This window comes from Citrobacter sp. Cpo089 (assembly GCF_030332695.1).
Taxonomy (GTDB): domain Bacteria; phylum Pseudomonadota; class Gammaproteobacteria; order Enterobacterales; family Enterobacteriaceae; genus Citrobacter; species Citrobacter portucalensis.
Map to the genome: position 1 here is coordinate 1 of NZ_JAOWHJ010000028.1, position 23310 is coordinate 23310.

23 protein-coding genes and 1 pseudogene are annotated in these 23310 nt (G+C 53.5%); 4 read left to right on the forward strand and 20 right to left on the reverse strand.

Translation table 11 applies throughout. From position 1 onward, the window contains the following. A pseudogene (locus OGX92_RS03860) lies at positions 1–295 on the reverse strand (IS1-like element IS1A family transposase); the annotation flags it as partial. 260 nt (positions 296–555) lie between these two features. On the opposite strand from OGX92_RS03860, the gene mutS reads away from it, so the two are divergent. Next, a complete protein-coding gene (mutS, locus tag OGX92_RS03865) occupies positions 556–3123 on the forward strand; it encodes a DNA mismatch repair protein MutS (protein ID WP_286586259.1) in 2568 nt (855 codons plus the stop codon). Positions 3124–3215: 92 nt separating this feature from the next. Here the strand turns inward: mutS and OGX92_RS03870 are convergent, their stop codons facing one another. From OGX92_RS03870 to OGX92_RS03880, 3 genes are read right to left on the reverse strand one after another with little or no spacing between them, the layout of a single operon-like run. Next, on the reverse strand, positions 3216–3452 hold the full coding sequence (locus OGX92_RS03870) for a non-oxidative hydroxyarylic acid decarboxylases subunit D (protein ID WP_126956672.1): 237 nt from the start codon (positions 3450–3452) through the stop codon (positions 3216–3218). A 10-nt stretch (positions 3453–3462) separates the two neighbouring features. Continuing rightward, on the reverse strand, positions 3463–4890 hold the full coding sequence (locus OGX92_RS03875; RefSeq protein WP_003825816.1) for a non-oxidative hydroxyarylic acid decarboxylases subunit C: 1428 nt from the start codon (positions 4888–4890) through the stop codon (positions 3463–3465). Then, a complete protein-coding gene (locus OGX92_RS03880; RefSeq protein ID WP_063940954.1) occupies positions 4890–5483 on the reverse strand; it encodes a non-oxidative hydroxyarylic acid decarboxylases subunit B in 594 nt (197 codons plus the stop codon). Before OGX92_RS03880 ends, OGX92_RS03875 begins: the two co-directional genes overlap by 1 nt. Positions 5484–5643: 160 nt before the next feature. Between OGX92_RS03880 and OGX92_RS03885 the strand changes: the two genes are divergently transcribed. Continuing rightward, on the forward strand, positions 5644–6048 hold the full coding sequence (locus OGX92_RS03885) for a MarR family winged helix-turn-helix transcriptional regulator (RefSeq protein WP_003825812.1): 405 nt from the start codon (positions 5644–5646) through the stop codon (positions 6046–6048). A 142-nt stretch (positions 6049–6190) separates the two neighbouring features. On the opposite strand, the gene rpoS is transcribed toward OGX92_RS03885, so the two are convergent. The 12 genes from rpoS to cysD form a co-directional block, all read right to left on the reverse strand. Continuing rightward, positions 6191–7183 (reverse strand): RNA polymerase sigma factor RpoS, encoded by a 993-nt coding sequence (gene rpoS, locus OGX92_RS03890; RefSeq protein ID WP_000081498.1) that lies wholly within the window; start codon positions 7181–7183, stop codon positions 6191–6193. 62 nt (positions 7184–7245) lie between these two features. After that, on the reverse strand, positions 7246–8328 hold the full coding sequence (nlpD, locus tag OGX92_RS03895) for a murein hydrolase activator NlpD (protein ID WP_223240872.1): 1083 nt from the start codon (positions 8326–8328) through the stop codon (positions 7246–7248). 184 nt (positions 8329–8512) lie between these two features. After that, the gene (locus OGX92_RS03900) at positions 8513–9139 is read right to left on the reverse strand and encodes a protein-L-isoaspartate(D-aspartate) O-methyltransferase (RefSeq protein ID WP_003034172.1); all 627 of its coding nucleotides are present in this window, start codon (positions 9137–9139) and stop codon (positions 8513–8515) included. Next, a complete protein-coding gene (surE, locus tag OGX92_RS03905) occupies positions 9133–9894 on the reverse strand; it encodes a 5'/3'-nucleotidase SurE (RefSeq protein ID WP_003825728.1) in 762 nt (253 codons plus the stop codon). The genes OGX92_RS03900 and surE overlap by 7 nt, the downstream gene beginning before the upstream one ends. After that, a complete protein-coding gene (gene truD / locus OGX92_RS03910; protein ID WP_003825726.1) occupies positions 9875–10924 on the reverse strand; it encodes a tRNA pseudouridine(13) synthase TruD in 1050 nt (349 codons plus the stop codon). The genes surE and truD overlap by 20 nt, the downstream gene beginning before the upstream one ends. Beyond that, positions 10921–11400, reverse strand: a complete 480-nt coding sequence (gene ispF / locus OGX92_RS03915) for a 2-C-methyl-D-erythritol 2,4-cyclodiphosphate synthase (RefSeq protein ID WP_003034167.1) — start codon at positions 11398–11400, stop codon at positions 10921–10923. The genes truD and ispF overlap by 4 nt, the downstream gene beginning before the upstream one ends. Positions 11401–11455: 55 nt before the next feature. Beyond that, the gene (gene ispD, locus OGX92_RS03920; protein ID WP_003825722.1) at positions 11456–12151 is read right to left on the reverse strand and encodes a 2-C-methyl-D-erythritol 4-phosphate cytidylyltransferase; all 696 of its coding nucleotides are present in this window, start codon (positions 12149–12151) and stop codon (positions 11456–11458) included. A gap of 18 nt (positions 12152–12169) precedes the next feature. After that, positions 12170–12481, reverse strand: a complete 312-nt coding sequence (gene ftsB, locus OGX92_RS03925) for a cell division protein FtsB (RefSeq protein WP_003034163.1) — start codon at positions 12479–12481, stop codon at positions 12170–12172. Between the two features lie 214 nt (positions 12482–12695). Further along, complete coding sequence (locus tag OGX92_RS03930; RefSeq protein ID WP_003825718.1) at positions 12696–13019, reverse strand: DUF3561 family protein; 324 nt, start codon at positions 13017–13019, stop codon at positions 12696–12698. A gap of 47 nt (positions 13020–13066) precedes the next feature. Beyond that, positions 13067–13672 (reverse strand): adenylyl-sulfate kinase, encoded by a 606-nt coding sequence (gene cysC, locus OGX92_RS03935; protein WP_003034157.1) that lies wholly within the window; start codon positions 13670–13672, stop codon positions 13067–13069. Next, entirely contained in the window at positions 13672–15099 is a 1428-nt protein-coding gene (cysN, locus tag OGX92_RS03940; RefSeq protein WP_286586260.1) for a sulfate adenylyltransferase subunit CysN, read from the reverse strand. Before cysN ends, cysC begins: the two co-directional genes overlap by 1 nt. 9 nt (positions 15100–15108) lie before the next feature. Next, positions 15109–16017, reverse strand: coding sequence for a sulfate adenylyltransferase subunit CysD (gene cysD / locus OGX92_RS03945; protein WP_003034152.1), 909 nt, complete (start codon positions 16015–16017; stop codon positions 15109–15111). Positions 16018–16419: 402 nt separating this feature from the next. On the opposite strand from cysD, the gene OGX92_RS03950 reads away from it, so the two are divergent. After that, a complete protein-coding gene (locus OGX92_RS03950; RefSeq protein ID WP_286586261.1) occupies positions 16420–17463 on the forward strand; it encodes an aminopeptidase in 1044 nt (347 codons plus the stop codon). A 44-nt stretch (positions 17464–17507) separates the two neighbouring features. On the opposite strand, the gene cysH is transcribed toward OGX92_RS03950, so the two are convergent. The 3 genes from cysH to cysJ all read right to left on the reverse strand — a co-directional run bounded on the left by cysH (position 17508) and on the right by cysJ (position 21855). Continuing rightward, a complete protein-coding gene (gene cysH, locus OGX92_RS03955) occupies positions 17508–18242 on the reverse strand; it encodes a phosphoadenosine phosphosulfate reductase (RefSeq protein WP_003825712.1) in 735 nt (244 codons plus the stop codon). A gap of 101 nt (positions 18243–18343) precedes the next feature. Beyond that, positions 18344–20056: an assimilatory sulfite reductase (NADPH) hemoprotein subunit gene (cysI, locus tag OGX92_RS03960; protein ID WP_267398328.1), complete on the reverse strand. Its 1713-nt coding sequence runs from the start codon at positions 20054–20056 to the stop codon at positions 18344–18346. Next, a complete protein-coding gene (cysJ, locus tag OGX92_RS03965) occupies positions 20056–21855 on the reverse strand; it encodes an NADPH-dependent assimilatory sulfite reductase flavoprotein subunit (RefSeq protein WP_286586262.1) in 1800 nt (599 codons plus the stop codon). Before cysJ ends, cysI begins: the two co-directional genes overlap by 1 nt. Before the next feature lie 305 nt (positions 21856–22160). Between cysJ and queD the strand changes: the two genes are divergently transcribed. After that, entirely contained in the window at positions 22161–22523 is a 363-nt protein-coding gene (gene queD, locus OGX92_RS03970; RefSeq protein WP_003825707.1) for a 6-carboxytetrahydropterin synthase QueD, read from the forward strand. A 91-nt stretch (positions 22524–22614) separates the two neighbouring features. Here the strand turns inward: queD and queE are convergent, their stop codons facing one another. Further along, positions 22615–23286, reverse strand: a complete 672-nt coding sequence (gene queE, locus OGX92_RS03975; RefSeq protein ID WP_286586263.1) for a 7-carboxy-7-deazaguanine synthase QueE — start codon at positions 23284–23286, stop codon at positions 22615–22617. Between the last annotated feature and the right edge of the window lie 24 nt (positions 23287–23310).

The following is a 23310-nucleotide window of genomic DNA, read 5'->3' on the forward strand; positions in this document are numbered from 1 at the left end:
CCCGGCTGTATGCGCGAGGTTACCGACTGCGGCCTGAGTTTTTTAAGTGACGTAAAATCGTGTTGAGGCCAACGCCCATAATGCGGGCAGTTGCCCGGCATCCAACGCCATTCATGGCCATATCAATGATTTTCTGGTGCGTACCGGGTTGAGAAGCGGTGTAAGTGAACTGCAGTTGCCATGTTTTACGGCAGTGAGAGCAGAGATAGCGCTGATGTCCGGCAGTGCTTTTGCCGTTACGCACCACCCCGTCAGTAGCTGAACAGGAGGGACAGCTGATAGAAACAGAAGCCACTGGAGCACCTCAAAAACACCATCATACACTAAATCAGTAAGTTGGCAGCATCACCCAATAAGCGTTCTGGCGGCAAAACCTACGGATGAATCTCAGTCGTTGTCGGTGATAAGATAGACCATTCAGGTCGAGCCAACGCTCGTCGTTACTGCCCATCAGGCGGCTTTCGAATGACAAATTTGTGGGTTTATGTGAGTTTCCAGGGGCTCACGTGAGACTGCCCAGGTCCCCAAAAAGATTAAAAAAAGAGCAAAAGCGATATGAAAGAGTCACTTGATACGGACTTCACGAACCACACCCCAATGATGCAGCAGTATCTCAAGCTGAAAGCCCAGCATCCGGAGATACTGTTGTTTTACCGCATGGGCGACTTTTACGAACTGTTTTATGACGATGCGAAACGTGCGTCTCAGTTGCTTGATATCTCCCTGACCAAACGCGGCGCGTCTGCGGGCGAGCCTATCCCGATGGCGGGCATTCCTCACCATGCGGTAGAAAACTACCTCGCTAAGCTGGTCAACCAGGGTGAGTCCGTTGCTATTTGTGAGCAGATTGGCGATCCGGCGACCAGCAAAGGTCCGGTTGAGCGCAAAGTGGTGCGTATCGTCACGCCAGGTACCATTAGTGATGAAGCGCTGTTGCAGGAACGCCAGGACAACCTGCTGGCCGCTATCTGGCAGGACAGTAAAGGTTACGGCTACGCCACGCTGGATATCAGCTCCGGGCGTTTTCGCGTCAGCGAACCTGCCGACCGCGAGACGATGGCTGCAGAATTGCAGCGCACCAATCCCGCTGAACTGCTGTATGCCGAAGATTTCGCTGAAACCTCACTGATTGAGGGACGTCGCGGATTACGTCGTCGTCCACTATGGGAATTTGAAATCGATACTGCTCGCCAGCAGCTAAACCTGCAGTTTGGCACGCGGGATCTGATTGGTTTTGGCGTGGAAAACGCCCCGCGTGGATTATGCGCGGCTGGCTGCCTGCTGCAATACGTAAAAGATACCCAGCGTACCTCGCTGCCGCATATTCGTTCCATCACCATGGAACGTCAGCAGGACAGCATCATTATGGATGCCGCCACGCGCCGCAATCTGGAAATTACCCAGAACCTGGCAGGCGGCTTTGAAAACACGCTGGCTTCGGTACTCGACTGCACCGTGACGCCGATGGGCAGCCGTATGCTCAAGCGCTGGCTGCATATGCCGGTCCGCGACACCAAAGTCCTCACTGAGCGCCAACAGACCATCGGCGCGCTACAGGATTCCACCAGTGAATTGCAACCCGTGCTGCGTCAGGTCGGCGATCTTGAACGTATCCTGGCGCGCCTGGCCCTGCGTACTGCGCGCCCGCGCGATCTGGCCCGTATGCGTCATGCCTTCCAGCAATTACCGGAACTGCGCGCGCAACTGGAAAGCGTAGACAGTGCCCCCGTACAGATGCTGCGCGAGAAAATGGGTGAGTTTGCTGACCTGCGTGAACTGCTGGAACGTGCCGTAGTGGAAGCTCCACCTGTGCTGGTTCGCGACGGTGGCGTCATCGCCCCGGGCTATAACGAAGAACTGGACGAGTGGCGAGCGCTGGCTGATGGCGCAACTGACTATCTGGACAGACTGGAAATCCGTGAGCGCGAGCGCACCGGCCTTGATACGCTGAAGGTTGGATTTAACGCCGTTCACGGCTACTACATTCAGATCAGTCGCGGGCAAAGTCATCTGGCGCCGATTAACTATGTGCGTCGCCAGACGCTGAAAAACGCCGAACGCTACATTATTCCGGAGCTGAAAGAGTACGAAGACAAAGTTCTGACATCAAAAGGCAAAGCGCTGGCGCTGGAAAAACAGCTGTACGATGAGCTGTTCGACATGCTGCTGCCGCACCTGGCTGATTTGCAACAAAGCGCCAGCGCGCTGGCAGAACTGGACGTACTGGTCAACCTCGCAGAACGCGCTTATACCCTGAATTACACCTGCCCGACCTTCACCGACAAGCCTGGTATTCGTATTACCGAGGGACGTCATCCGGTGGTTGAACAGGTGCTGACCGAGCCGTTTATCGCCAACCCGCTTAACCTCTCGCCTCAGCGACGGATGCTGATCATCACTGGCCCGAATATGGGGGGTAAAAGTACCTATATGCGCCAGACTGCGTTAATTGCGCTGCTGGCCTACATCGGCAGCTACGTTCCGGCGCAGAAAGTGGAAATAGGCCCGATCGATCGGATCTTTACTCGCGTCGGTGCGGCGGATGATCTGGCCTCCGGTCGTTCTACCTTCATGGTAGAAATGACTGAAACCGCCAACATTCTGCATAATGCCACCGAGAACAGCCTGGTGCTGATGGATGAGATTGGACGCGGCACCTCCACCTACGACGGCCTGTCGCTGGCGTGGGCGTGCGCGGAAAACCTGGCTAATAAAATCAAAGCATTAACCTTGTTTGCCACCCACTATTTCGAACTGACTCAGTTACCGGAGAAAATGGAAGGCGTAGCAAATGTGCATCTGGATGCGTTAGAGCACGGCGATACCATCGCCTTCATGCACAGCGTACAGGATGGTGCGGCAAGCAAGAGCTATGGTCTGGCGGTAGCTGCCCTGGCAGGTGTACCAAAAGAGGTTATTAAACGCGCGCGGCAAAAACTGCGCGAACTGGAAAGCATCGCGCCGAATGTTGCTGCAACTCAGGTCGACGGCACACAGATGTCGCTCCTGTCAGCTCCGGAAGAAACGTCGCCCGCCGTTGAAGCCCTGGAAAACCTCGACCCGGATTCGCTAACGCCTCGTCAGGCGCTGGAGTGGCTCTACCGGTTGAAGAGTCTGGTGTAACGCCGTAATGCCCGATAGTGATACGCTTATCGGGCCTGCAAAATATCGCTATATGTAGGCCGGGTAAGGCGAAGCCGCACCCGGCGTGTTGATTAGCGCTTATCTTCTGCCAGCAGCGGTGGAATACTCGGCACCATCGGTGCGTCATCAATATCCTTCTGCGTCATGCGAAACGCTTGCGGGTAGTGCTCGCGGCAGGTACGGCGTAGAGGCTCAGTATCACGCCAGGTGTATAGACAATGCTGGCACTGATATACCGTCCAGACATCTTTTACCGGCGAGTTTGCCATCACTTCAATATGTTCATCGGCACAACGTGGACAAATCATCTGCTACTCCTTATTTACGGTTGGCCAGCATGGCGGTCAGTTTTTCTGCCCAGGCTTTCGTTTCTGGTAAATCGCATACCGGCTGGCTGTAGTGCCCACGGTTATCCGGCGCAACCGGCGTAGTCGCATCAATAATTAACTTGTCGGTAATCCCCGCCGGACTGGAACCCGGATCAAGCTCCAGCACCGACATATTCGGCAATTGCACCAGATCGCCCGCCGGATTGACCTTCGAAGACAGCGCCCACATCACCTGCGGCAGGTTGAACGGATCAACATCCTCATCAACCATAATCACCATTTTCACGTAACCCAGGCCATGCGGCGTCGTCATTGCACGCAACCCTACCGCACGGGCAAAGCCGCCGTAGCGTTTTTTGGTGGAGATAATCGCCAGCAAACCGTGGGTATACATGGCATTCACCGCCTGCACTTCCGGAAATTCGGCTTTCAGCTGTTGATAAAGCGGTACGCAGGTTGCCGGACCCATCAGGTAGTCAATCTCCGTCCACGGCATCCCCAAATATAACGATTCAAAAATCGGTTTGGTGCGATAAGAGACTTTATCGATACGCACGACCGTCATATTACGTCCACCGGAATAGTGCCCGGTAAACTCGCCAAACGGCCCTTCGATTTCACGCTTACGGCTTTCAATTACCCCTTCGAGGATCACTTCTGAACCCCATGGCACGTCAAAGCCGGTGAGCGGCGCGGTAGCGATCGGATACGGACTTTCACGCAGCGCTCCCGCCATTTCGTATTCCGACTGATCGTACTTCAGCGGCGTGGCCCCCATGAGGGTAATGATCGGATCGTTACCCAGCGTGATGGCAATCGGCAGATCTTCACCGCGCTCTTCGGCTTTATGCAGGTGCAGCGCGATATCATGCATCGGTACCGGCTGCAGGCCAAGCTTGCGTTTGCCCTTCACTTCCATACGATAAATGCCGACATTCTGTTTACCGAAGTTGTCCGGATCCAGCGGATCGCGCGACACCACGCAGGCTTTATCAAGATAGAAACCGCCGTCGCCATCGTTCAGGCGAAACAGCGGCAGAATATCAAACAGGTTGATCTCATCACCATCAACACAGTTTTCAGCCCATGCCGGATTGGCGCGACGCTCCGGCGTAACCGGAAATTTATCCCAACGGCGAATAAACTCATCAATCTGTTTTTTCACCGGGGTATTTGGCGGCAGGCCTAAAGAGATGGCGTGATTCTGCCACGAACCAATAGTGTTCATCGCCACGCGGGCGTCGGTAAAACCACGAATATTGTCAAACCACAGCGCTGGCGCACCATCACCAATGCGTCCGGTCGCATTGGCTGCCGCAGCCAGATCCGGCTCGGCGTTAACTTCTTCACTGATTTTCAGCAATTGCCCCTGGTCATCCAGCGCTTGTAAAAAGCTGCGCAAATCATCAAATGCCATTATTCATTCTCCTGTGAAAAATTCTGCGCCTGCCGTAAACCCTGCCAGCGACGGGCGTTGGGGTGTTCCAGACCAAACTGATCGAGCACACGCGCAACGATATGCTGCGTAATGTCATCGACCGTTTGCGGGTGGTTGTAATACGCGGGCATCGGCGGGACCATCGCCACGCCCATGCGGGAAAGCGCGAGCATGTTTTCCAGATGAATCGTGCTAAGCGGCATTTCACGCGGTACCAGAACCAGCTTGCGCCCTTCTTTCAGCACCACATCAGCAGCCCGACCCACCAGCCCTTCCGCGTAGCCTGCACGAATACCGGCCAGGGTTTTCATACTGCAGGGGATAATGATCATGCCGTCAGTGCGAAACGATCCAGAGGAGATGGTCGCCGCCTGATCCGCCGGGTTGTGGCAATAATCGGCCAACGCAGACACATCACGGACGCTGTGCGGCGTTTCCAGTTCAATAGTGGTTTTGGCCCACTTTGACAGCACCAGATGGGTTTCCACTTCGGGCATTTCCCGCAACGCCTGCAATAGCGACACGCCAAGCGGTGCGCCGGTTGCCCCGGTCATTCCGACAATTAATCTCATTTAGTTTCTCAATTTTTGTTCGTGTACGAACATTTTGATTAAAATACTCTCACATAACATTTCGGGCAAGGCCATCGCGCACAGATCGCTAAAGCCGCAATTGTTAAAAAAAGATGCGCAACCCGCTATGATAGAGACTGACAGGAATTCCGGAGCGCTCATGCCGTTACGAAATAAAGCATTTCACCTTTTACGTCAGCTCTTCCAGCAGCATACGTCCCGCTGGCAACATGAATTACCGGACCTGACCAAACCACAGTATGCGGTAATGCGTGCCATTGCTGAACGTCCCGGCATTGAGCAGGTTGACCTGACCGAAGCCGCAGTCTGTACCAAGGCAACCCTTGCGGAAATGCTAAGCCGAATGGAAAAACGGGAGCTGGTCAGGCGTGAACATGACCCGGCAGATAAACGTCGGCGGTTTGTTTATTTGACCGCACAAGGAGAAGAATTACTGGCCAGCGCAACTCCGTTAGGCGATAGCGTGGATGATGAGTTTCTGGGGCGATTATCTGATGAAGAACGTGAGCAGTTCACACGTCTGGTGCGTAAGATGATGAACTAATCTGCCGGATGGCGACATAAATGTCTTATCCGGCCTACAAAGTCCTGCTCCCCGTAGACCTGATAAACGCAGTGCCATCAGGCAACAAACATAGAAAAAGGCCAGTCTCAATGAGACTGGCCTTTCTTGATAGAACTTGTGCTTACTCGCGGAAAAGCGCTTCGATATTCAGTCCCTGAGTCTGCAGAATTTCACGCAGACGACGCAGACCTTCAACCTGAATCTGGCGAACACGTTCACGGGTGAGACCAATTTCACGGCCCACATCTTCCAGTGTCGCAGCTTCGTACCCCAGCAGACCAAAACGACGTGCCAGCACTTCACGCTGTTTGGCGTTCAGTTCGAACAGCCATTTGACGATGCTCTGTTTCATATCATCGTCTTGCGTGGTGTCTTCCGGGCCGTTTTCCTTTTCATCGGCCAGAATATCCAGCAACGCTTTTTCGGAATCGCCACCCAGCGGGGTGTCTACCGAGGTAATACGCTCGTTGAGTCGGAGCATACGGCTGACGTCATCAACCGGTTTATCCAGTTGTTCAGCAATCTCTTCTGCGCTCGGTTCGTGGTCCAGTTTATGCGACAACTCACGCGCGGTACGCAGATAGACGTTCAGCTCTTTTACAATGTGAATTGGCAGTCGGATCGTACGGGTTTGGTTCATAATCGCCCGTTCGATCGTCTGGCGGATCCACCAGGTTGCGTATGTTGAGAAGCGGAACCCACGTTCCGGGTCAAACTTCTCGACTGCACGGATCAGTCCCAGATTGCCCTCTTCAATCAGGTCCAGCAATGCCAGACCACGATTGCCATAACGACGAGCAATTTTCACCACCAGACGCAGGTTACTTTCAATCATGCGACGGCGGGATGCGACATCCCCACGCAGTGCGCGACGCGCAAAATAAACTTCTTCTTCGGCTGTTAACAGTGGTGAATAACCAATCTCACCAAGGTAAAGCTGAGTCGCGTCCAACACACGCTGTGTGGCCCCCTGCGATAACAGCTCTTCTTCAGCCAGGTCGTTATCACTGGGTTCCTCTTCACTCAAGGCTTTTTCATCAAAAGCCTCTACTCCGTTCTCATCAAATTCCGCATCTTCATTTAAATCATGAACTTTCAGCGTATTCTGACTCATAAAGGTGGCTCCTACCCGTGATCCCTAACGGAACTAGCACGTGAAAGCCTGGTTCCGCCGAATTATCGCTGCGGTAAATAGCGCAGCGGGTTTACGGATTTCCCCTTGTAACGAATTTCAAAATGCAAGCGTGTTGAACTGGTTCCGGTGCTACCCATGGTAGCTATTTTCTGCCCCGCCTTGATTTCTTGTTGTTCCCGGACCAGCATTGTATCGTTATGGGCGTAGGCACTCAGGTAATCATCGTTATGTTTGATGATAATAAGATTACCGTAACCGCGCAGTGCGTTACCGGCATATACGACGCGTCCATCTGCGGTCGCGACAATAGCCTGTCCTTTACTGCCTGCAATATCGATCCCTTTATTGCCACCTTCAGTAGCCGCAAAGTTTTCGATTACTTTGCCGTCAGTCGGCCAGCGCCAGGTAGAGATTGGCGAGCTGGTTGACGTTGAGCTTGCAGTTGATTCGGTTGCGCTAACTGCTGGAGCCGTTACAGGCGCTGTGACAACGGTCCCAGCAGGCTTGTTGTTCGGCAACATTTTATTAGCACTTTGTTCACCTGAATCCTCAGAATACGTAATTGTTGGTTTCGAAGCAACAGCAACGGTGGAATTTTGTGCAGGGTTGGTCACAACTCCTTGCTGTGCTGCATCCGCCTGGGTAATAGCATTACCACCAGTAATCGGTGTACCCGACGCGTTGCCCACTTGCAGAGTTTGACCGACATTCAGGCCATACGGGGCCGGAACGTTATTGCGTTGTGCGAGATCACGGAAATCGTTCCCGGTAATCCAGGCAATATAGAAAAGGGTATCGCCTTTCTTAACAGTATAGGTACTGCCGCCCGTATAGCTACCTTTCGGAATGTTCCCATACTTACGATTGTACACAATACGACCGTTTTCCATCTGCACAGGCTGTTCCGCGACAGGCTGGATCTGTGTTGACTGTGTGGTCGGACGCTGCACCGGCTGGATCTGTGGCGTTTGCTGTACTGTCGACGTCGAGCCCATTTTTGGTGGAGGCGTAATCAGCATGCCGGAATTGGTGTTCGTTGATGCACTGCCACCAACCGAGTTGACCGGCGCTGGTGGATTCGAGGTATTTGAACAACCTGCCAGCCATAATGAAACCAGTGACAATGCCGCAATGCGGCGAACGGTAAATTTGTGGCTTCCCGCGCTCATTTATCCCCCAGGAAAATTTGGTTAAAACCAGTGACGTAATCACCGTGCAAGGCATCGGACTGGGCACTGGAAACGTGACCACGATACGCTTACTAATTCCAGAATATCCAGGAAAACTCCAGGTATTCAGAGCCTGTATCTACGCAAGCTCCCCTTTTACTAAGGGAACGAAACGTACGGCCTCCACGGTATCGATAATAAATTCGCCTCCCCGACGACGCACCCGTTTCAGAAACTGGTGCTCGTCGCCCACGGGTAAGACGAGAATACCGCCTTCATCCAACTGCATCATCAATGCGGTTGGGATCTCAGGCGGCGCTGCCGTAACAATGATAGCGTCAAACGGGGCTCGCGCTTGCCAGCCCTGCCATCCATCACCATGACGGGTAGAAACATTATGTAAATCAAGCTGTTTAAGTCGACGACGCGCCTGCCACTGCAAACCTTTAATGCGCTCAACAGAGCATACATGGTGCACCAGGTGTGCCAGAATCGCCGTTTGGTAACCAGAGCCGGTACCAATTTCCAGCACCCGGGACTGCGGCGTTAACTCAAGCAGCTCGGTCATCCGCGCAACCATATAGGGCTGCGAAATCGTCTGCCCCTGACCAATCGGCAGAGCAATATTGTCCCAGGCCTTATGTTCAAACGCCTCATCAATGAATTTTTCACGCGGCACGGCGGCAAGTGCATCGAGAACAAGCTCATCTCTGATGCCCTGCGCACGTAATTGTTCAAGAAGAGTGTGTACGCGTCTGCTTACCATTGCGTGTCGGCTCCCACGCTGTCTAACCAGTCAGAAACAACTTCATGCGCGCCGTAGGCGGTTAAATCGACATGCAGCGGCGTAATGGAAACATAGCCTTCATCGACGGCGGCAAAATCTGTATCCGGTCCGGCGTCGCACTTTTCGCCCGGCGGCCCGATCCAGTACAGCGTATTACCGCGCGGGTCCTGCTGTGGGATCACCTGATCCGCAGGATGGCGGCTACCGCAGCGGGTGACGCGGATACCTTTAATCTGATCCAGCGGTAAATCCGGCACGTTGATATTCAAAATTCGCCCGGTGCGCAGCGGTTCACGACTCAGCGCCCGTAAGATACGGCAGGTTACTGCGGCAGCAGTATCGTAGTGTTTATGCCCATCAAGTGAGACCGCCAACGCAGGAAAGCCCAGGTGACGACCTTCCATCGCCGCCGCAACGGTACCGGAATAGATAACATCATCGCCCAGATTAGGACCTGCGTTAATACCAGACACGACAATGTCCGGACGCGGACGCATTAATGCGTTCACGCCCAGATAGACGCAATCGGTAGGTGTACCCATTTGTACGGCGATATCACCGTTATCATAGGTGAACGTGCGAAGTGAGGATTCCAGCGTCAGCGAGTTAGACGCGCCACTGCGGTTACGATCCGGGGCAACCACCTGTACGTCAGCAAACTCACGCAGCGCTTTCGCCAGCGTTTGTATACCGGGTGCGTGGACCCCATCATCGTTACTCAGCAATATACGCATAATCACCCATTGTGTTAATAAGTTCCCTTACAACACTGGTGGCGAAGCTACCTGCCGGTAGCCAGAAACGTAACTCAACGGTTACGTCATCCCACCAGTTCCAGCTTAATTGTTGTGGATACAGCAACATAGCACGACGCGATGCGTCGACTTTCTCGCGCAATAACAGCGACTGCAGCGCGGTTTCATCAGCAATAGCGGCTTCTTCAAACGCCAGCGCGTCGCGCTGAGTTCCCCACTCACCGCTGCCCGGTAATGCCGCTGTAATCATCAATTCTTTATCATCGACGCGACGCTGTAATTCGGTTTGTTCTTCCTGCGTGGCGACAAACCAACTTCCGCGTCCCGACAATTGTAGCGCATCGCCGTCAACAACTTGATTAAAGTCTGTTTTTTTCAAGCGTTCACTGACTATCTGATTAAACAACGCGCTACGGGCCGCCGACAACCAAAAACTGCGCTTATTGCGATCGCGCACTGGCGCATCGCTTTGCGCCCAACGCAGCGCCCCTTGCAGGTTGCTGCCGCCAATACCAAAACGCTGAGCGCCAAAATAGTTCGGTACGCCGCGCTCGCTAATCGCCTGCAAACGCGCTTCAACGTCCTCTCGCTGGCTCACTTCACGCAGCACCAGCGTAAATTCGTTACCTTTCAACGCCCCTAAACGCAGCTTACGCTTGTGGCGCGCGTACTCCAGCACTTTACAGCCTTCGAGTTCAAATTTGCTTAAATCAGGCATTGCATTGCCCGGCACGCGCGCGCACAGCCACTGTTCCGTGACTGCATGCTTGTCTTTCTGGCCAGCAAAGCTCACTTCACGGGCGTGAATTTTCAGGAACTTCGCCAGCGCGTCAGCCACAAAACGGGTATTACAGCCGTTTTTCAGGATACGCACCAAAATGTGCTCGCCTTCGCCATCCGGTTCGAAGCCTAAATCTTCGACGACGACAAAGTCTTCCGGATTCGCTTTCAGAACGCCATGGCCTTGTGGTTTGCCATGGAGATACGTCAGATCTTCAAACGCAGTCATTTCGTTGCCTTAATGAGTAACGCCACCGCTTCACAGGCAATCCCTTCCCCACGCCCGGTAAAACCGAGTTTTTCCGTGGTGGTCGCTTTCACGTTAACATCATCCATATGGCAGCCGAGATCTTCGGCAATAAACACGCGCATTTGCGGAATGTGCGGCAGCATCTTCGGCGCCTGAGCAATAATCGTCACATCCACATTACCAAGCGTATAGCCTTTGGCCTGAATACGCCGCCAGGCTTCACGCAATAATTCACGACTATCTGCACCTTTAAAGGCCGGGTCGGTGTCCGGGAAGAGTTTACCGATATCCCCCAGCGCAGCCGCGCCCAGCAGAGCATCGGTTAACGCGTGTAACGCCACGTCGCCATCAGAATGCGCCAGCAATCCTTTTTCATACGGGATGCGCACACCACCAATGATAATTGGGCCAACTCCGCCAAAAGCGTGTACGTCGAAACCGTGTCCAATTCGCATTATGCCTTCTCCTGATATACACAACATCCTCTAGGCAGCCTGAAGAATGATGTATCTAGATAGTTCGGGTCAGATAAAATTCCGCCAGCGCCAGGTCTTCCGGGCGGGTGACTTTGATGTTGTCAGCGCGTCCTTCGACCAGCAGCGGATGAAAACCGCAATATTCCAGCGCCGAGGCTTCGTCCGTAATGGTTGCGCCTTCGTTTAGCGCACGGGTCAGACAGTCATGCAACAGCTCGCGAGGGAAAAACTGCGGCGTCAACGCATGCCATAAATCGGTGCGATCGACCGTATGTGCGATGTCTGTTCGGCCCGGCTCCGCGCGTTTCATCGTGTCGCGCACCGGCGCAGCAAGGATCCCGCCGATGCGGCTGGTTTCACTTATTGCCAGCAAACGAGATAAATCTTCCTGATGCAGGCACGGACGCGCGGCATCATGCACCAGTACCCAACTGGCCTCACCTGCGGCTTGCAAACCGGCCAGGACAGAATCGGCACGCTCGTTGCCACCATCCACCACGGTAATTTGCGGGTGCGCTGCGAGTGGAAGTTGGGCAAAGCGACTGTCGCCTGGGCTAATAGCGATGACGACTCGCGTCACCCGGGGATGAGCCAGCAGCGCATCAACCGAGTGTTCGAGAATGGTTTTATTGCCAATAGAGAGGTACTGCTTAGGACACTCTGTTTGCATTCGGCGGCCAAACCCGGCAGCCGGCACCACGGCGCAAACGTCCATTAAAGTGGCTGCCATGTTAAATCCCTGGACGGTTTATCGATTGTTTTGCCCTGCAGTCTGAGCGCGTTTAGACGCGTCAGGCACCAGACGATAAAAGGTTTCGCCTGGCTTAGTCATACTGAGTTCGTTACGCGCGCGCTCTTCGATAGCCTCTTGCCCGCCATTGAGATCGTCAATTTCGGCAAAAAGCTGATCGTTACGCGCTTTCAGTTTCGCGTTTGTAGCTTGCTGCGCCGCAACATCATCGTTGACGCGACTATAGTCATGTATGCCGTTCTTACCGAACCACAGCGAATACTGTAGCCAGACTAATAAAGCCAGCAACAGCAACGTAAGTTTACCCATCCTGCCCCCTGAAAAACGGCATCAACATCCCATAAACTCCGCTGACAACTTTACATCAACGGACGGGAATGCCGCGACAACGCGGGCAAATGTACCACATTTGCTCGTTGTTACGTATACCCCGTGTAAGGAGAACATAATCTCATTGTTGGTTACGGTTTGAATTATGGCCAGACAGTGAACAACAGCGGCGATCGCGTGAAAGGACGTATGCCTAACCCAGTAGCCACAGAAACAGTGCGCCAAACATTGCGCCAACCACCAGCAGCGTACAGGCAATACTCAGCAGCAATCTCCCCTTCAATAGCGAATGCAGGGCAATACCCGCGACAATCGCCACGGGCAACAACGCGAGGAAAAAGGGCCAGGTATAGAGGAAGAAAAACAGTGTGTTAGGGCCATACATCAGACACGGGAATCCCAGCGCCAGCAACCACGCGATAAAACCGACCACGGCTCCTGGGAGTGACCAGGTAGTTTCGTCGTCGGCAGCGAAGGTATCTGACTCTGTAATAGTAATGTTATGGCTGTTACGCATATCTAATCCTGTGACTGTGACTGACCGGGCATGCAAGCTCGGGTGTCTCAGGATCTGATAATATCTTCCTGCCTCAGCAGGTCTAATAATTGAGGAACCAAATTTGTTACCAATTGTTCACCATCAAGATGAATCTCTGGCGATTCAGGCGCTTCGTAAACCGAGTCAATTCCGGTGAAATTGCGCAATTCCCCCGCTCGCGCTTTTTTATACAGCCCTTTTGGATCGCGAGCTTCACACGTTGCTAATGGCGTATCGACAAAAACCTCAATAAAACGCCCTTCGCCCACGCGCTCGCGAACCATTTTTCGCTCGGCGCGATGTGGAGAGATAAACGCAGTCAACACCACCAGGCCGGCGTCTACCATTAGATTAGCCACTTCACCAACCCGACGAATATTCTCCTTGCGATCGGCATCGCTAAACCCAAGATCGCTGCACAGACCGTGACGCACGTTATCGCCATCCAGCAGATAGGTGCTCACCCCTAGCTTATGCAGCGCCTCTTCCAGCGCTCCTGCTACCGTGGATTTACCAGAACCTGACAGCCCGGTAAACCACAGCACAACACCACGATGACCGTGGCGTTGTTCCCGCTGTTGCGGTGTAACAGGATGGGCATGCCAGACGACGTTTTCGTCATGCAGCGCCATTATTTTCCTCCCAGCAGATCGCGCGCACCCCAGTGTGGGAAGTGGCGACGCACCAGTGCATTAAGCTCCAGCTCAAACGCGCTGAACTGAGAAGCTGTGGCAAGCTCCTGGACGATTGGTTCACGCACCAGCCCCGCGCCAACGGTAACGTTAGTCAGGCGATCAATGATAATCAGCCCACCCGTAACCGGATTCTGCTGATAGGTATCCAGCACCAGCGGCTCATCAAAAGTCAGATTAACCAGACCGATGCCATTCAGTGGCAGCGCTTCAACGTCACGTTGGGTCAGGTTGTTTATATCGACCTGATGCTGCACGCTATCTACGCGTGCGCGGGTCTTCTTGCCTGCGACTTTTATGTCGTAGCTCTGCCCGGGCGACAACGGTTGTTCCGCCATCCACACCACATCAACTGCAGCGCTTTGTACTGTCGGCAGCGTTTCACCGGCATCAAGCAGCAGGTCGCCCCGGCTGATATCGATCTCATCTTTCAGCACCAGGGTGATCGCTTCACCCGCATGCGCTTCCTGTAAATCGCCATCAAAGGTTACGATCCGCGCCACGCTCGACTCCACGCCGGACGGCAACACTTTGACGCGCTGTCCAACCTTCACGCTACCGGAGGCCAGCGTTCCGGCATAACCACGGAAATCCAGATTCGGTCGGTTCACATACTGCACCGGGAAGCGCATCGGCTGAGTATCAACAATGCGCTGGATCTCAACGGTTTCCAGCACTTCCAGCAGCGTCGGACCGCTGTACCACGGCATACTGGCGCTTTGCGAAGCCACGTTATCGCCTTCCAGCGCAGAGAGCGGCACAAACCGGATATCCAGACTGCCCGGCAGTTGTTCAGCAAAAGTAAGATAGTCTTCGCGAATGCGGTTAAATGTCTCTTCGCTAAAGTCCACCAGATCCATTTTGTTGATCGCCACCACCAGGTGTTTGATCCCAAGCAGCGTGGAGATAAAGCTGTGACGACGAGTCTGATCCAGCACGCCTTTACGCGCATCGATCAATAGGATCGCCAGATCGCAGGTCGACGCACCGGTCGCCATGTTACGGGTGTACTGCTCATGTCCGGGAGTGTCCGCAATAATAAATTTACGCTTCTCGGTAGAGAAATAACGGTACGCCACGTCGATGGTGATGCCCTGCTCGCGCTCGGCCTGCAAGCCGTCAACCAATAACGCCAGATCGAGCTTTTCGCCCTGAGTGCCGTGACGTTTACTGTCATTGTGCAGCGATGAAAGCTGGTCTTCATAAATCTGACGTGTGTCGTGCAGCAGACGGCCAATCAGGGTACTTTTCCCGTCATCCACGCTACCGCAGGTTAAAAAACGCAGCAGACTTTTGTGTTGCTGGGCAACCATCCAGGCTTCAACGCCGCCTTCATTAGCAATTTGTTGTGCAAGTGTCGTATTCATGGCGGCTCCTTAGAAATACCCCTGACGTTTCTTCAGCTCCATGGAGCCCGCCTGGTCGCGGTCAATCACGCGGCCCTGACGTTCACTGGTGGTTGAGACCAGCATCTCTTCGATAATTTCCGGCAGCGTCTGCGCATTCGACTCCACCGCGCCTGTCAGCGGCCAGCAACCGAGCGTACGGAAACGCACCATGCGTTTTTTAATCACTTCACCAGGCTGCAGATCGATTCTGTCGTCATCAATCATCATCAGCATGCCGTCGCGTTCCAGCACCGGACGCTCCGCCGCCAGGTACAGCGGCACGATGTCGATATTTTCCAGCCAGATGTACTGCCAGATATCCTGTTCAGTCCAGTTAGAGAGCGGGAATACGCGAATGCTTTCGCCCTTATTAATCTGCCCGTTGTAGTTGTGCCACAGCTCCGGGCGCTGATTTTTCGGGTCCCAGCGATGAAAACGATCGCGGAAAGAGTAAATGCGCTCTTTAGCACGCGATTTCTCTTCGTCGCGACGAGCACCGCCAAACGCGGCATCGAAACCGTATTTATTCAGTGCCTGCTTCAGCCCTTCAGTTTTCATAATGTCGGTATGCTTGGCGCTACCGTGGACAAACGGGTTGATGCCCATCGCCACCCCTTCCGGGTTTTTATGCACCAGCAGTTCGCAGCCGTAGGCTTTCGCCGTGCGGTCACGAAACTCGTACATTTCGCTGAATTTCCAGCCAGTATCAACGTGCAGCAATGGGAACGGCAGCGTGCCCGGATAAAACGCTTTACGCGCCAGATGCAGCATTACGCTGGAATCTTTGCCGATGGAATACATCATCACCGGATTAGAAAACTCGGCGGCCACCTCACGAATGATATGGATGCTTTCCGCTTCCAGTTGCCGCAGGTGGGTAAGTCGTTTTTGATCCATAACCGTTCCTATGTAATGCCGTTATTTTGCTAACGATGCTCAGATAACCTGACTATAGGGAGGGCTGGAGGGCGAATGAAATTACGAATTGGAATGAGTAGTTCCTCAAAGGAATAACGATCCGGAAAAGCAAATATCAAAAAGTGCTTAAGCTACCGGAATTCGGGCATTTAGGAGCAAATGAAATTGTTTTACCTCGATCACGGTTTCATACTAGCGGCTAAAAATTTCTGCTTGGTATTCAGAGCCTATCCCATTAGGCGTACATTGTTGCTGTCAGTTTGGATACGGACAGCGCGGAACAACCGGAGCGTACATGCAGTACGTGAGGATTGTGAGCACTGCCCGGATTCAAAATGACAAATAAAATAGCCAAATGGGATAGGCTCTTAAGGACTCATTATGTTTCTCGCATCGCGCCACCTGACTACCGCCCTGGCGCTCGGCGCGTGCTTCATCTTTCCCGCACAGGCAACATCTTCGGAGCCCGGAGATATCGCAAATACCCAGGCTCGATATATCGCAACGTTTTTCCCTGGCCGCGTGACGGGATCTCCGGCTGAAATGTTGTCTGCTGATTATATACGTCAACAATTTCAGCAGATGGGCTATAGCAGCGATATTCGGACGTTTAATAGCCGTTATGTTTATACCGCCAAAGATAACCGTAAAAACTGGCATAACGTAACGGGAAGCACCGTTATTGCAGCACATGAAGGTAAAGCGCCGCAGCAGATTATTATTATGGCGCACCTCGACACCTACGCCGCACAAAGCGACGCCGATTCCGATGCCAATCTGGGTGGATTAACTCTGCAAGGTATCGATGACAACGCCGCAGGTGTTGGCGTAATGCTGGAACTGGCGGAAAAACTCAAAAACGTGCCGACACAATACGGTATTCGATTTATCGCCACCAGCGGCGAGGAAGAAGGCAAACTGGGCGCGGAGAACATCCTGAAGCGAATGAGCGCCGCCGAGAAGAAAAACACGCTGCTGGTTATCAACCTCGATAATCTGATCGTCGGCGATAAGCTCTATTTCAATAGCGGTAAGAAAACCCCGGAAGCGGTGCGAAAACTGACGCGCGACCGGGCACTGGCTATCGCGCACAGCCGCGGTATCGTTGCCAGCACCAATCCAGGTCTGAACAAAGACTATCCGAAAGGCACTGGATGTTGTAACGATGCAGAGGTCTTCGACAACGCGGGGATTGCCGTTCTCTCCGTTGAAGCGACCAACTGGAACCTGGGCAAGAAAGATGGCTATCAGCAGCGCGCCAAAAGCGCCTCATTCCCGGCAGGCAACAGCTGGCACGATGTGCGACTGGATAACCAGCAGCATATCGATAAAGCGTTACCGGGCCGGATAGAGCACCGTAGCCGCGACGTGGTACGCATTATGCTGCCACTGGTAAAAGAACTGGCAAAAGCGGGTAAATCCTGAAGAAGGGATCCGGTAGGATGTAAATCTTACCGGCCCCTTTCCTGTTACCCTTCGTGCAGTCCGCACTCACGCTTCAATCCGAAGAAACGCGTCTCTTCTTCCGCCATACCCGGCTCCCATTTGCGGGTGGTGTGGGTATCGCCTACCGACAGATAGCCCTGATCCCACAACGGATGGTATTTCAAACCGTGTTTTTGCAGATACTGGTAAACTGTACGGTTATCCCAGTCGATGATCGGCAGAACTTTAAACACACCGCGCTGGATAGCCAGCACCGGCAAATGCGCACGACTGCCCGATTGCTCTCGACGCAGACCGGCAAACCAGGTTTGCGCGTTCAGCTCCTGCAGCGCCCGGTTCATCGGCTCGACTTTGTTGATGTCATTGTATTTTTCAATGCCTTCAACGCCCTGCTCCCACAGTTTGCCGTAGCGCGCTTCCTGCCAGGCCGCACTTTCCTTCGCCCGGTAGACTTGCAGATTAAGCTTAAGCTTGTCCGTTAACTCATCAATAAACTGATAGGTTTCCGGGAACAGGTAGCCAGTATCGGTGAGGATCACCGGGATATCCGGGCGAATCTGATTTACCAGATGCAGGCTCACTGCCGCCTGGATACCAAAACTTGATGACAGTACATATTCACCAGGCAGGTTTTCCAACGCCCATGCTACGCGATCCTCGGCGCTCAGTTTTTCCAGCTGGGCGTTGGTTTCGGCCAGCGCTAATACGCGATCCACTTTTGGCAGTTCGTTTAGCTTGTTTAGATCGAGCTGGGACATAAGTTCCTCACTGTATGCCTTGCCTGATGGCGCTTCGCTTATCAGGCCTACGCAGGCTGTAGGCCGGATAAGGCATTTATGCCGCCATCCGGCAATTCAGGTTATTCCCAGAAATCACGCGCTGGATCGAGCACCGGGCGAATAATGCCCGCACGCACCGTAAAGTCGCCGAAGCCTTCACCCGCTTCGCGCTCTTTCGCCCAGCGCCCAATCAGTTCATCCAGCGATGCCAGAATTTCCGGCTCGGTGATGTTCTCTTTAAACATCCGGGGAATTCGGGTTCCGATACGATTGCCCCCCAGATGCAGGTTGTAACGTCCGGGTGCTTTACCCACCAGACCAACTTCCGCCAGCATCGCGCGGCCGCAGCCGTTCGGGCAGCCGGTAACACGCATGACAATGTTTTCATCACTCAGGCTGTGCTTCGCCATCAGCGTGTCGATGTTGTCGATAAACGTTGGCAGGAAACGCTCGGCTTCCGCCATCGCCAGCGGACAGGTCGGGAACGAGACGCAGGCCATCGAGTTTTCACGCTGCGGAGTGACCGCGTTCATTAAGCCACTCTTCTGCGCAATCTTTTCGATCTTCGCCTTTTCACTCTCAGGAACACCGGCAATGATCAGGTTCTGGTTCGCGGTAATGCGGAACTCACCTTTGTGGATCTTCGCGATCTCAAGCAGACCGGTTTTCAGCGGTCGGCCCGGATAATCGAGGATTCGTCCGTTTTCAATAAACAACGTCAGATGCCATTTATTGTCGATCCCTTTCACCCAGCCGATACGATCGCCGCGATCGGTAAACTCGTACGGGCGGATCGGCTCAAATTTGATCCCCGCGCGGCGCTCAACTTCAGCTTTAAAGGTCTCAATGCCTACGCGTTCCAGCGTGTATTTGGTTTTCGCGTTTTTACGATCGGTACGGTTACCCCAGTCACGCTGCGTGGTCACCACCGCCTCAGCCACGGCCAGCGTATGCTCAAGCGGCAGATAACCAAACTCGCTTGCCGTACGGGCATAGGTTTTCTTATTGCCGTGCTCAATCGACAATCCACCGCCCACCAGCAGATTAAAGCCCACCAGCTTGCCGTTTTCCGCAATCGCCACGAAGTTCATGTCGTTGGCGTGCAGATCGATGTCGTTCTGCGGTGGGATCACGACCGTGGTTTTAAACTTACGCGGCAGATAGGTTTGACCGAGGATCGGCTCTTCGTCGGTGGTCGCGACTTTTTCCTGATCCAGCCAGATCTCTGCATAGGCGCGGGTTCGCGGCAGCAGATGTTCGGAGATCTTTTTCGCCCACTCGTAGGCTTCCGCGTGCAGCTCAGATTCATACGGGTTGGAGGTGCACAGCACGTTACGGTTCATGTCGTTGGCGGTCGCCAAAGCGTCAAGCCCGACGGAATGCAGCATCTGGTGTACCGGCTTAACGTTCTTCTTCAGAATGCCGTGAAACTGGAAGGTCTGACGGTTGGTCAGACGAATGCTGCCGTAAATGGTGTTGTCATGGGCGAACTTATCGATCGCCTGCCACTGCTTGGTGGTGATCACCCCCCCCGGCAGACGACAGCGCAGCAGCATCGCGTGACGCGGCTCCAGCTTTTGCTCGGCACGTTCGGCGCGGATATCACGGTCGTCCTGCTGGTACATACCGTGAAAACGGATCAGCAGGAAGTTGTCGCCTTTAAACCCGCCGGTCAGGCCGTCGTTTAAATCTTCGGCAATGGTACCGCGCAGATAGTTGCTTTCCAGCTTCATACGCTCAGCGTCGGACAGTTTGCCTTCGACCACCAATGGTCCTGGATGTTTTTCGCTCATTAGTAGACATCTCGCTGATAACGGCGCTCAATGCGCAGCTCACTTAAAAATTCATCCGCCGCTTCGATATCCATACCACCGAATTCGGCAATCACTTCCAACAACGCCTGCTCAACGTCTTTCGCCATGCGATTGGCGTCGCCGCAGACATAAATGTGCGCACCGTCGTTAATCCAGCGCCACAGTTCCGCGCCCTGTTGGCGCAGTTTATCTTGTACGTAGACTTTTTCTTTTTGATCGCGGGACCAGGCGAGATCGATACGGCTCAGTACGCCCTCTTTGACGTAACGCTGCCATTCCACCTGATACAGGAAATCTTCGGTAAAGTGTGGGTTACCAAAAAACAGCCAGTTTTTGCCTTCGGCTCCGTCAGCCGCACGTTGCTGCATGAATGCACGGAACGGCGCAATCCCCGTACCCGGTCCAATCATAATTACCGGCGTCTGCGGGTTCGCTGGCAGACGGAAGTTGTCGTTGTGTTCAATGAACACACGAACTTCACCTTCTTCTTCCACGCGGTCGGCAAGGAAACTGGAAGCACCACCAGCACGGGCGCGACCTTCTATCTCATAACGCACCACACCCACGGTAACGTGCACTTCGCTTTCCACTTCCGCCTGGGAAGAAGCAATGGAGTACAAACGCGGCGTCAGCGGACGCAGAAGATCAACTAACGCCTGAGCATCCAGTTGCGCCGGAGAGAAGCGCACCATATCGACGATGGGCGTGGTTGCGGCGTAATGCTGCAACTGTGCTTTGTCACCCACTAACGGCAGCAAAGTTTCGCTGCGGGTTAAGGTGGCATAGTTTTCTACGATATTGCCGGTGTTAACCGTCAGCTCGAAATGCCACTGCAACGCTTCAGCAAGCGACAGGGTTTTGCCTTCAACCGTGACCGGCTCATCACCTTTCAGCCACAGCAGTTCAACCAGTTCTTTAACCAGAGCCGGGTCATTCTGATACCAGACGCCCAGCGCATCGCCCGGTTGATAACGCAGGCCGGAATCGCCTAAATCAATCTCAATATGGCGCACGTCTTTTTCAGAGTCGCGGCCGGTAATTTTCTGATTCACCGCAAGCGACGCCGTCAGCGGCGCTTCTTTGGTGTATGGGCTGGTGTGTACTTCATTTACTGCACCGCTCGCGGCAACTTGCACAGACGGTGCCGCAGGCGCACGCGCTTTCAGGACATCAACGAGGCGAGCACGCCACTGCGCAGCGGCGGCCTGGTATTCGACGTCGGCATCTACACGATCGAGCAGACGTTCACCGCCCAGCTCAGCCAATTTGGTATCGAAGTCTTTTCCTGCCTGGCAGAAAAACTCATAAGAGGTGTCGCCAAGACCAAACACGGCAAAAGCAGTGTTATCAAGCTTTGGCGCTTTTTTCGAGAACAGGAATTTATGCAACGCCACGGCTTCTTCCGCCGGCTCACCTTCCCCTTGCGTTGACGCCACCACGATCAGCAGTTTTTCATTGGCGATTTGTTTGAATTTATAGTCGCCAGCGTTGATGAGAGTGACGTTGAGCTTCGCGGCGATCAGATCATCGCGCAGGGCTTCCGCCACACGGCGCGCATTACCGGTTTGTGAGGCGGAGATAAGCGTAATGCCTGGCATTTCAGCGACAGGCGCAGGCGCCACCGCGTTGCTGCCAGGCTGCTGATTCAGCACGCCCCAAAAATAGCCAGAAACCCACGCAAGCTGTGCGGGAGTGAAATCGGTCGTGGCCGCCTGAAGGCGTGCCAGTTGCTCCGGGTTTAGCGGTAGCAAAGTGGAAGGTGGGGCCTGTGTCGTCATGCGTTGTCATGTTCCAGTAAGCAAAGCGGATTTCAGCAATAAAACCCAAACTGAAGATAAGGTTAACGGCGGGGATAGTAACAACTAAAGAAGGGATGGAAATAACAAATAACCAAATGGACTAACCTGTTTTAGTTATAGTTATTAACTGCAAAACAGATTATATAAGCATTTGATATATAAAAAATTACCAAATATTAACGTCATGAATGAATCGTTCTGATACTCAGCACCCTTTTAAATAATGATAAAATTTCCTCTTTACGGTACCCTACCGCGGTTTTTCGCATTCTTGAGAGTAAATAATGTCCACCACCTTGTTTAAAGATTTCACCTTCGAAGCCGCTCACCACCTGCCGCATGTACCGGAAGGGCATAAGTGTGGCCGCCTGCATGGTCACTCATTTATGGTGCGTCTTGAAATTACCGGTGAAGTCGATCCGCATACCGGTTGGATCATGGATTTTGCTGAGTTAAAAGCCGCGTTTAAGCCGACTTACGACAGACTCGATCACTACTATTTGAACGATATTCCTGGCTTAGAAAATCCAACCAGCGAAGTGCTGGCCAAATGGATTTGGGATCAGGTTAAACCTGTGGTCCCTCTGCTGAGTGCTGTAATGGTGAAAGAGACCTGCACAGCGGGCTGCGTTTATCGCGGCGAGTGATTGTAGGCTTGCCGGATGGCAACGCATCTTCTCCGGCCTGCATTGAGCAATAAACTATGGCCGGGTAAGCGAAACGCCCCCGGCACAGTTATCAGGCAATATTCAGATACTTATGGGTTTGCATCGACAGACGCCAGTTTCGCGCAATACAGGTATCAATGCACAAACGCGTCGCATCCTCTTTCTGGCTGATTGGCTGTAAGGCGATGATTCGCGGTTTATCGTCATTCAACGTCGCCAGCAGTTCATCCAGCGCTTCAATATCGCGGACACGGCCAACCGGATGCTTGATTTCATTCGCGCGCTCCAGTGCCTGTGACAGCACATCATAGCCACCACGCATATTCACCTTCGGCGATACGGTCACCCAGGTATTCGGCGTACAGCGTACTTCGTGCGTGCCGCTGGTCTCAATCTGGCAGCTAAAGCCGTTCTTTTCCAGCAGGTCAGTCAGCGGCATCAGGTCATGAATGCAGGGCTCACCACCAGTGATCACCACGTGACGGGCGGTATAGCCCTGACGCGAAATGACCGCCAGCAGATCTTCGCTGCTCGCAGCGCCCCATTTATCGCTTTCTTTGGTCTTGGCCAGGATGCTGTACAGGGAGACTTCCCGATCCTCAAGCTTATCCCAGGTGTGTTTGGTATCGCACCAGGCACAGCCAACCGGGCATCCCTGTAAACGAATAAAAATGGCGGGGACGCCGGTAAAGTAACCCTCACCTTGCAGGGTCTGGAACATCTCGTTAATCGGGTACTGCATAGCGCTCTCAATATGGGGATAAAC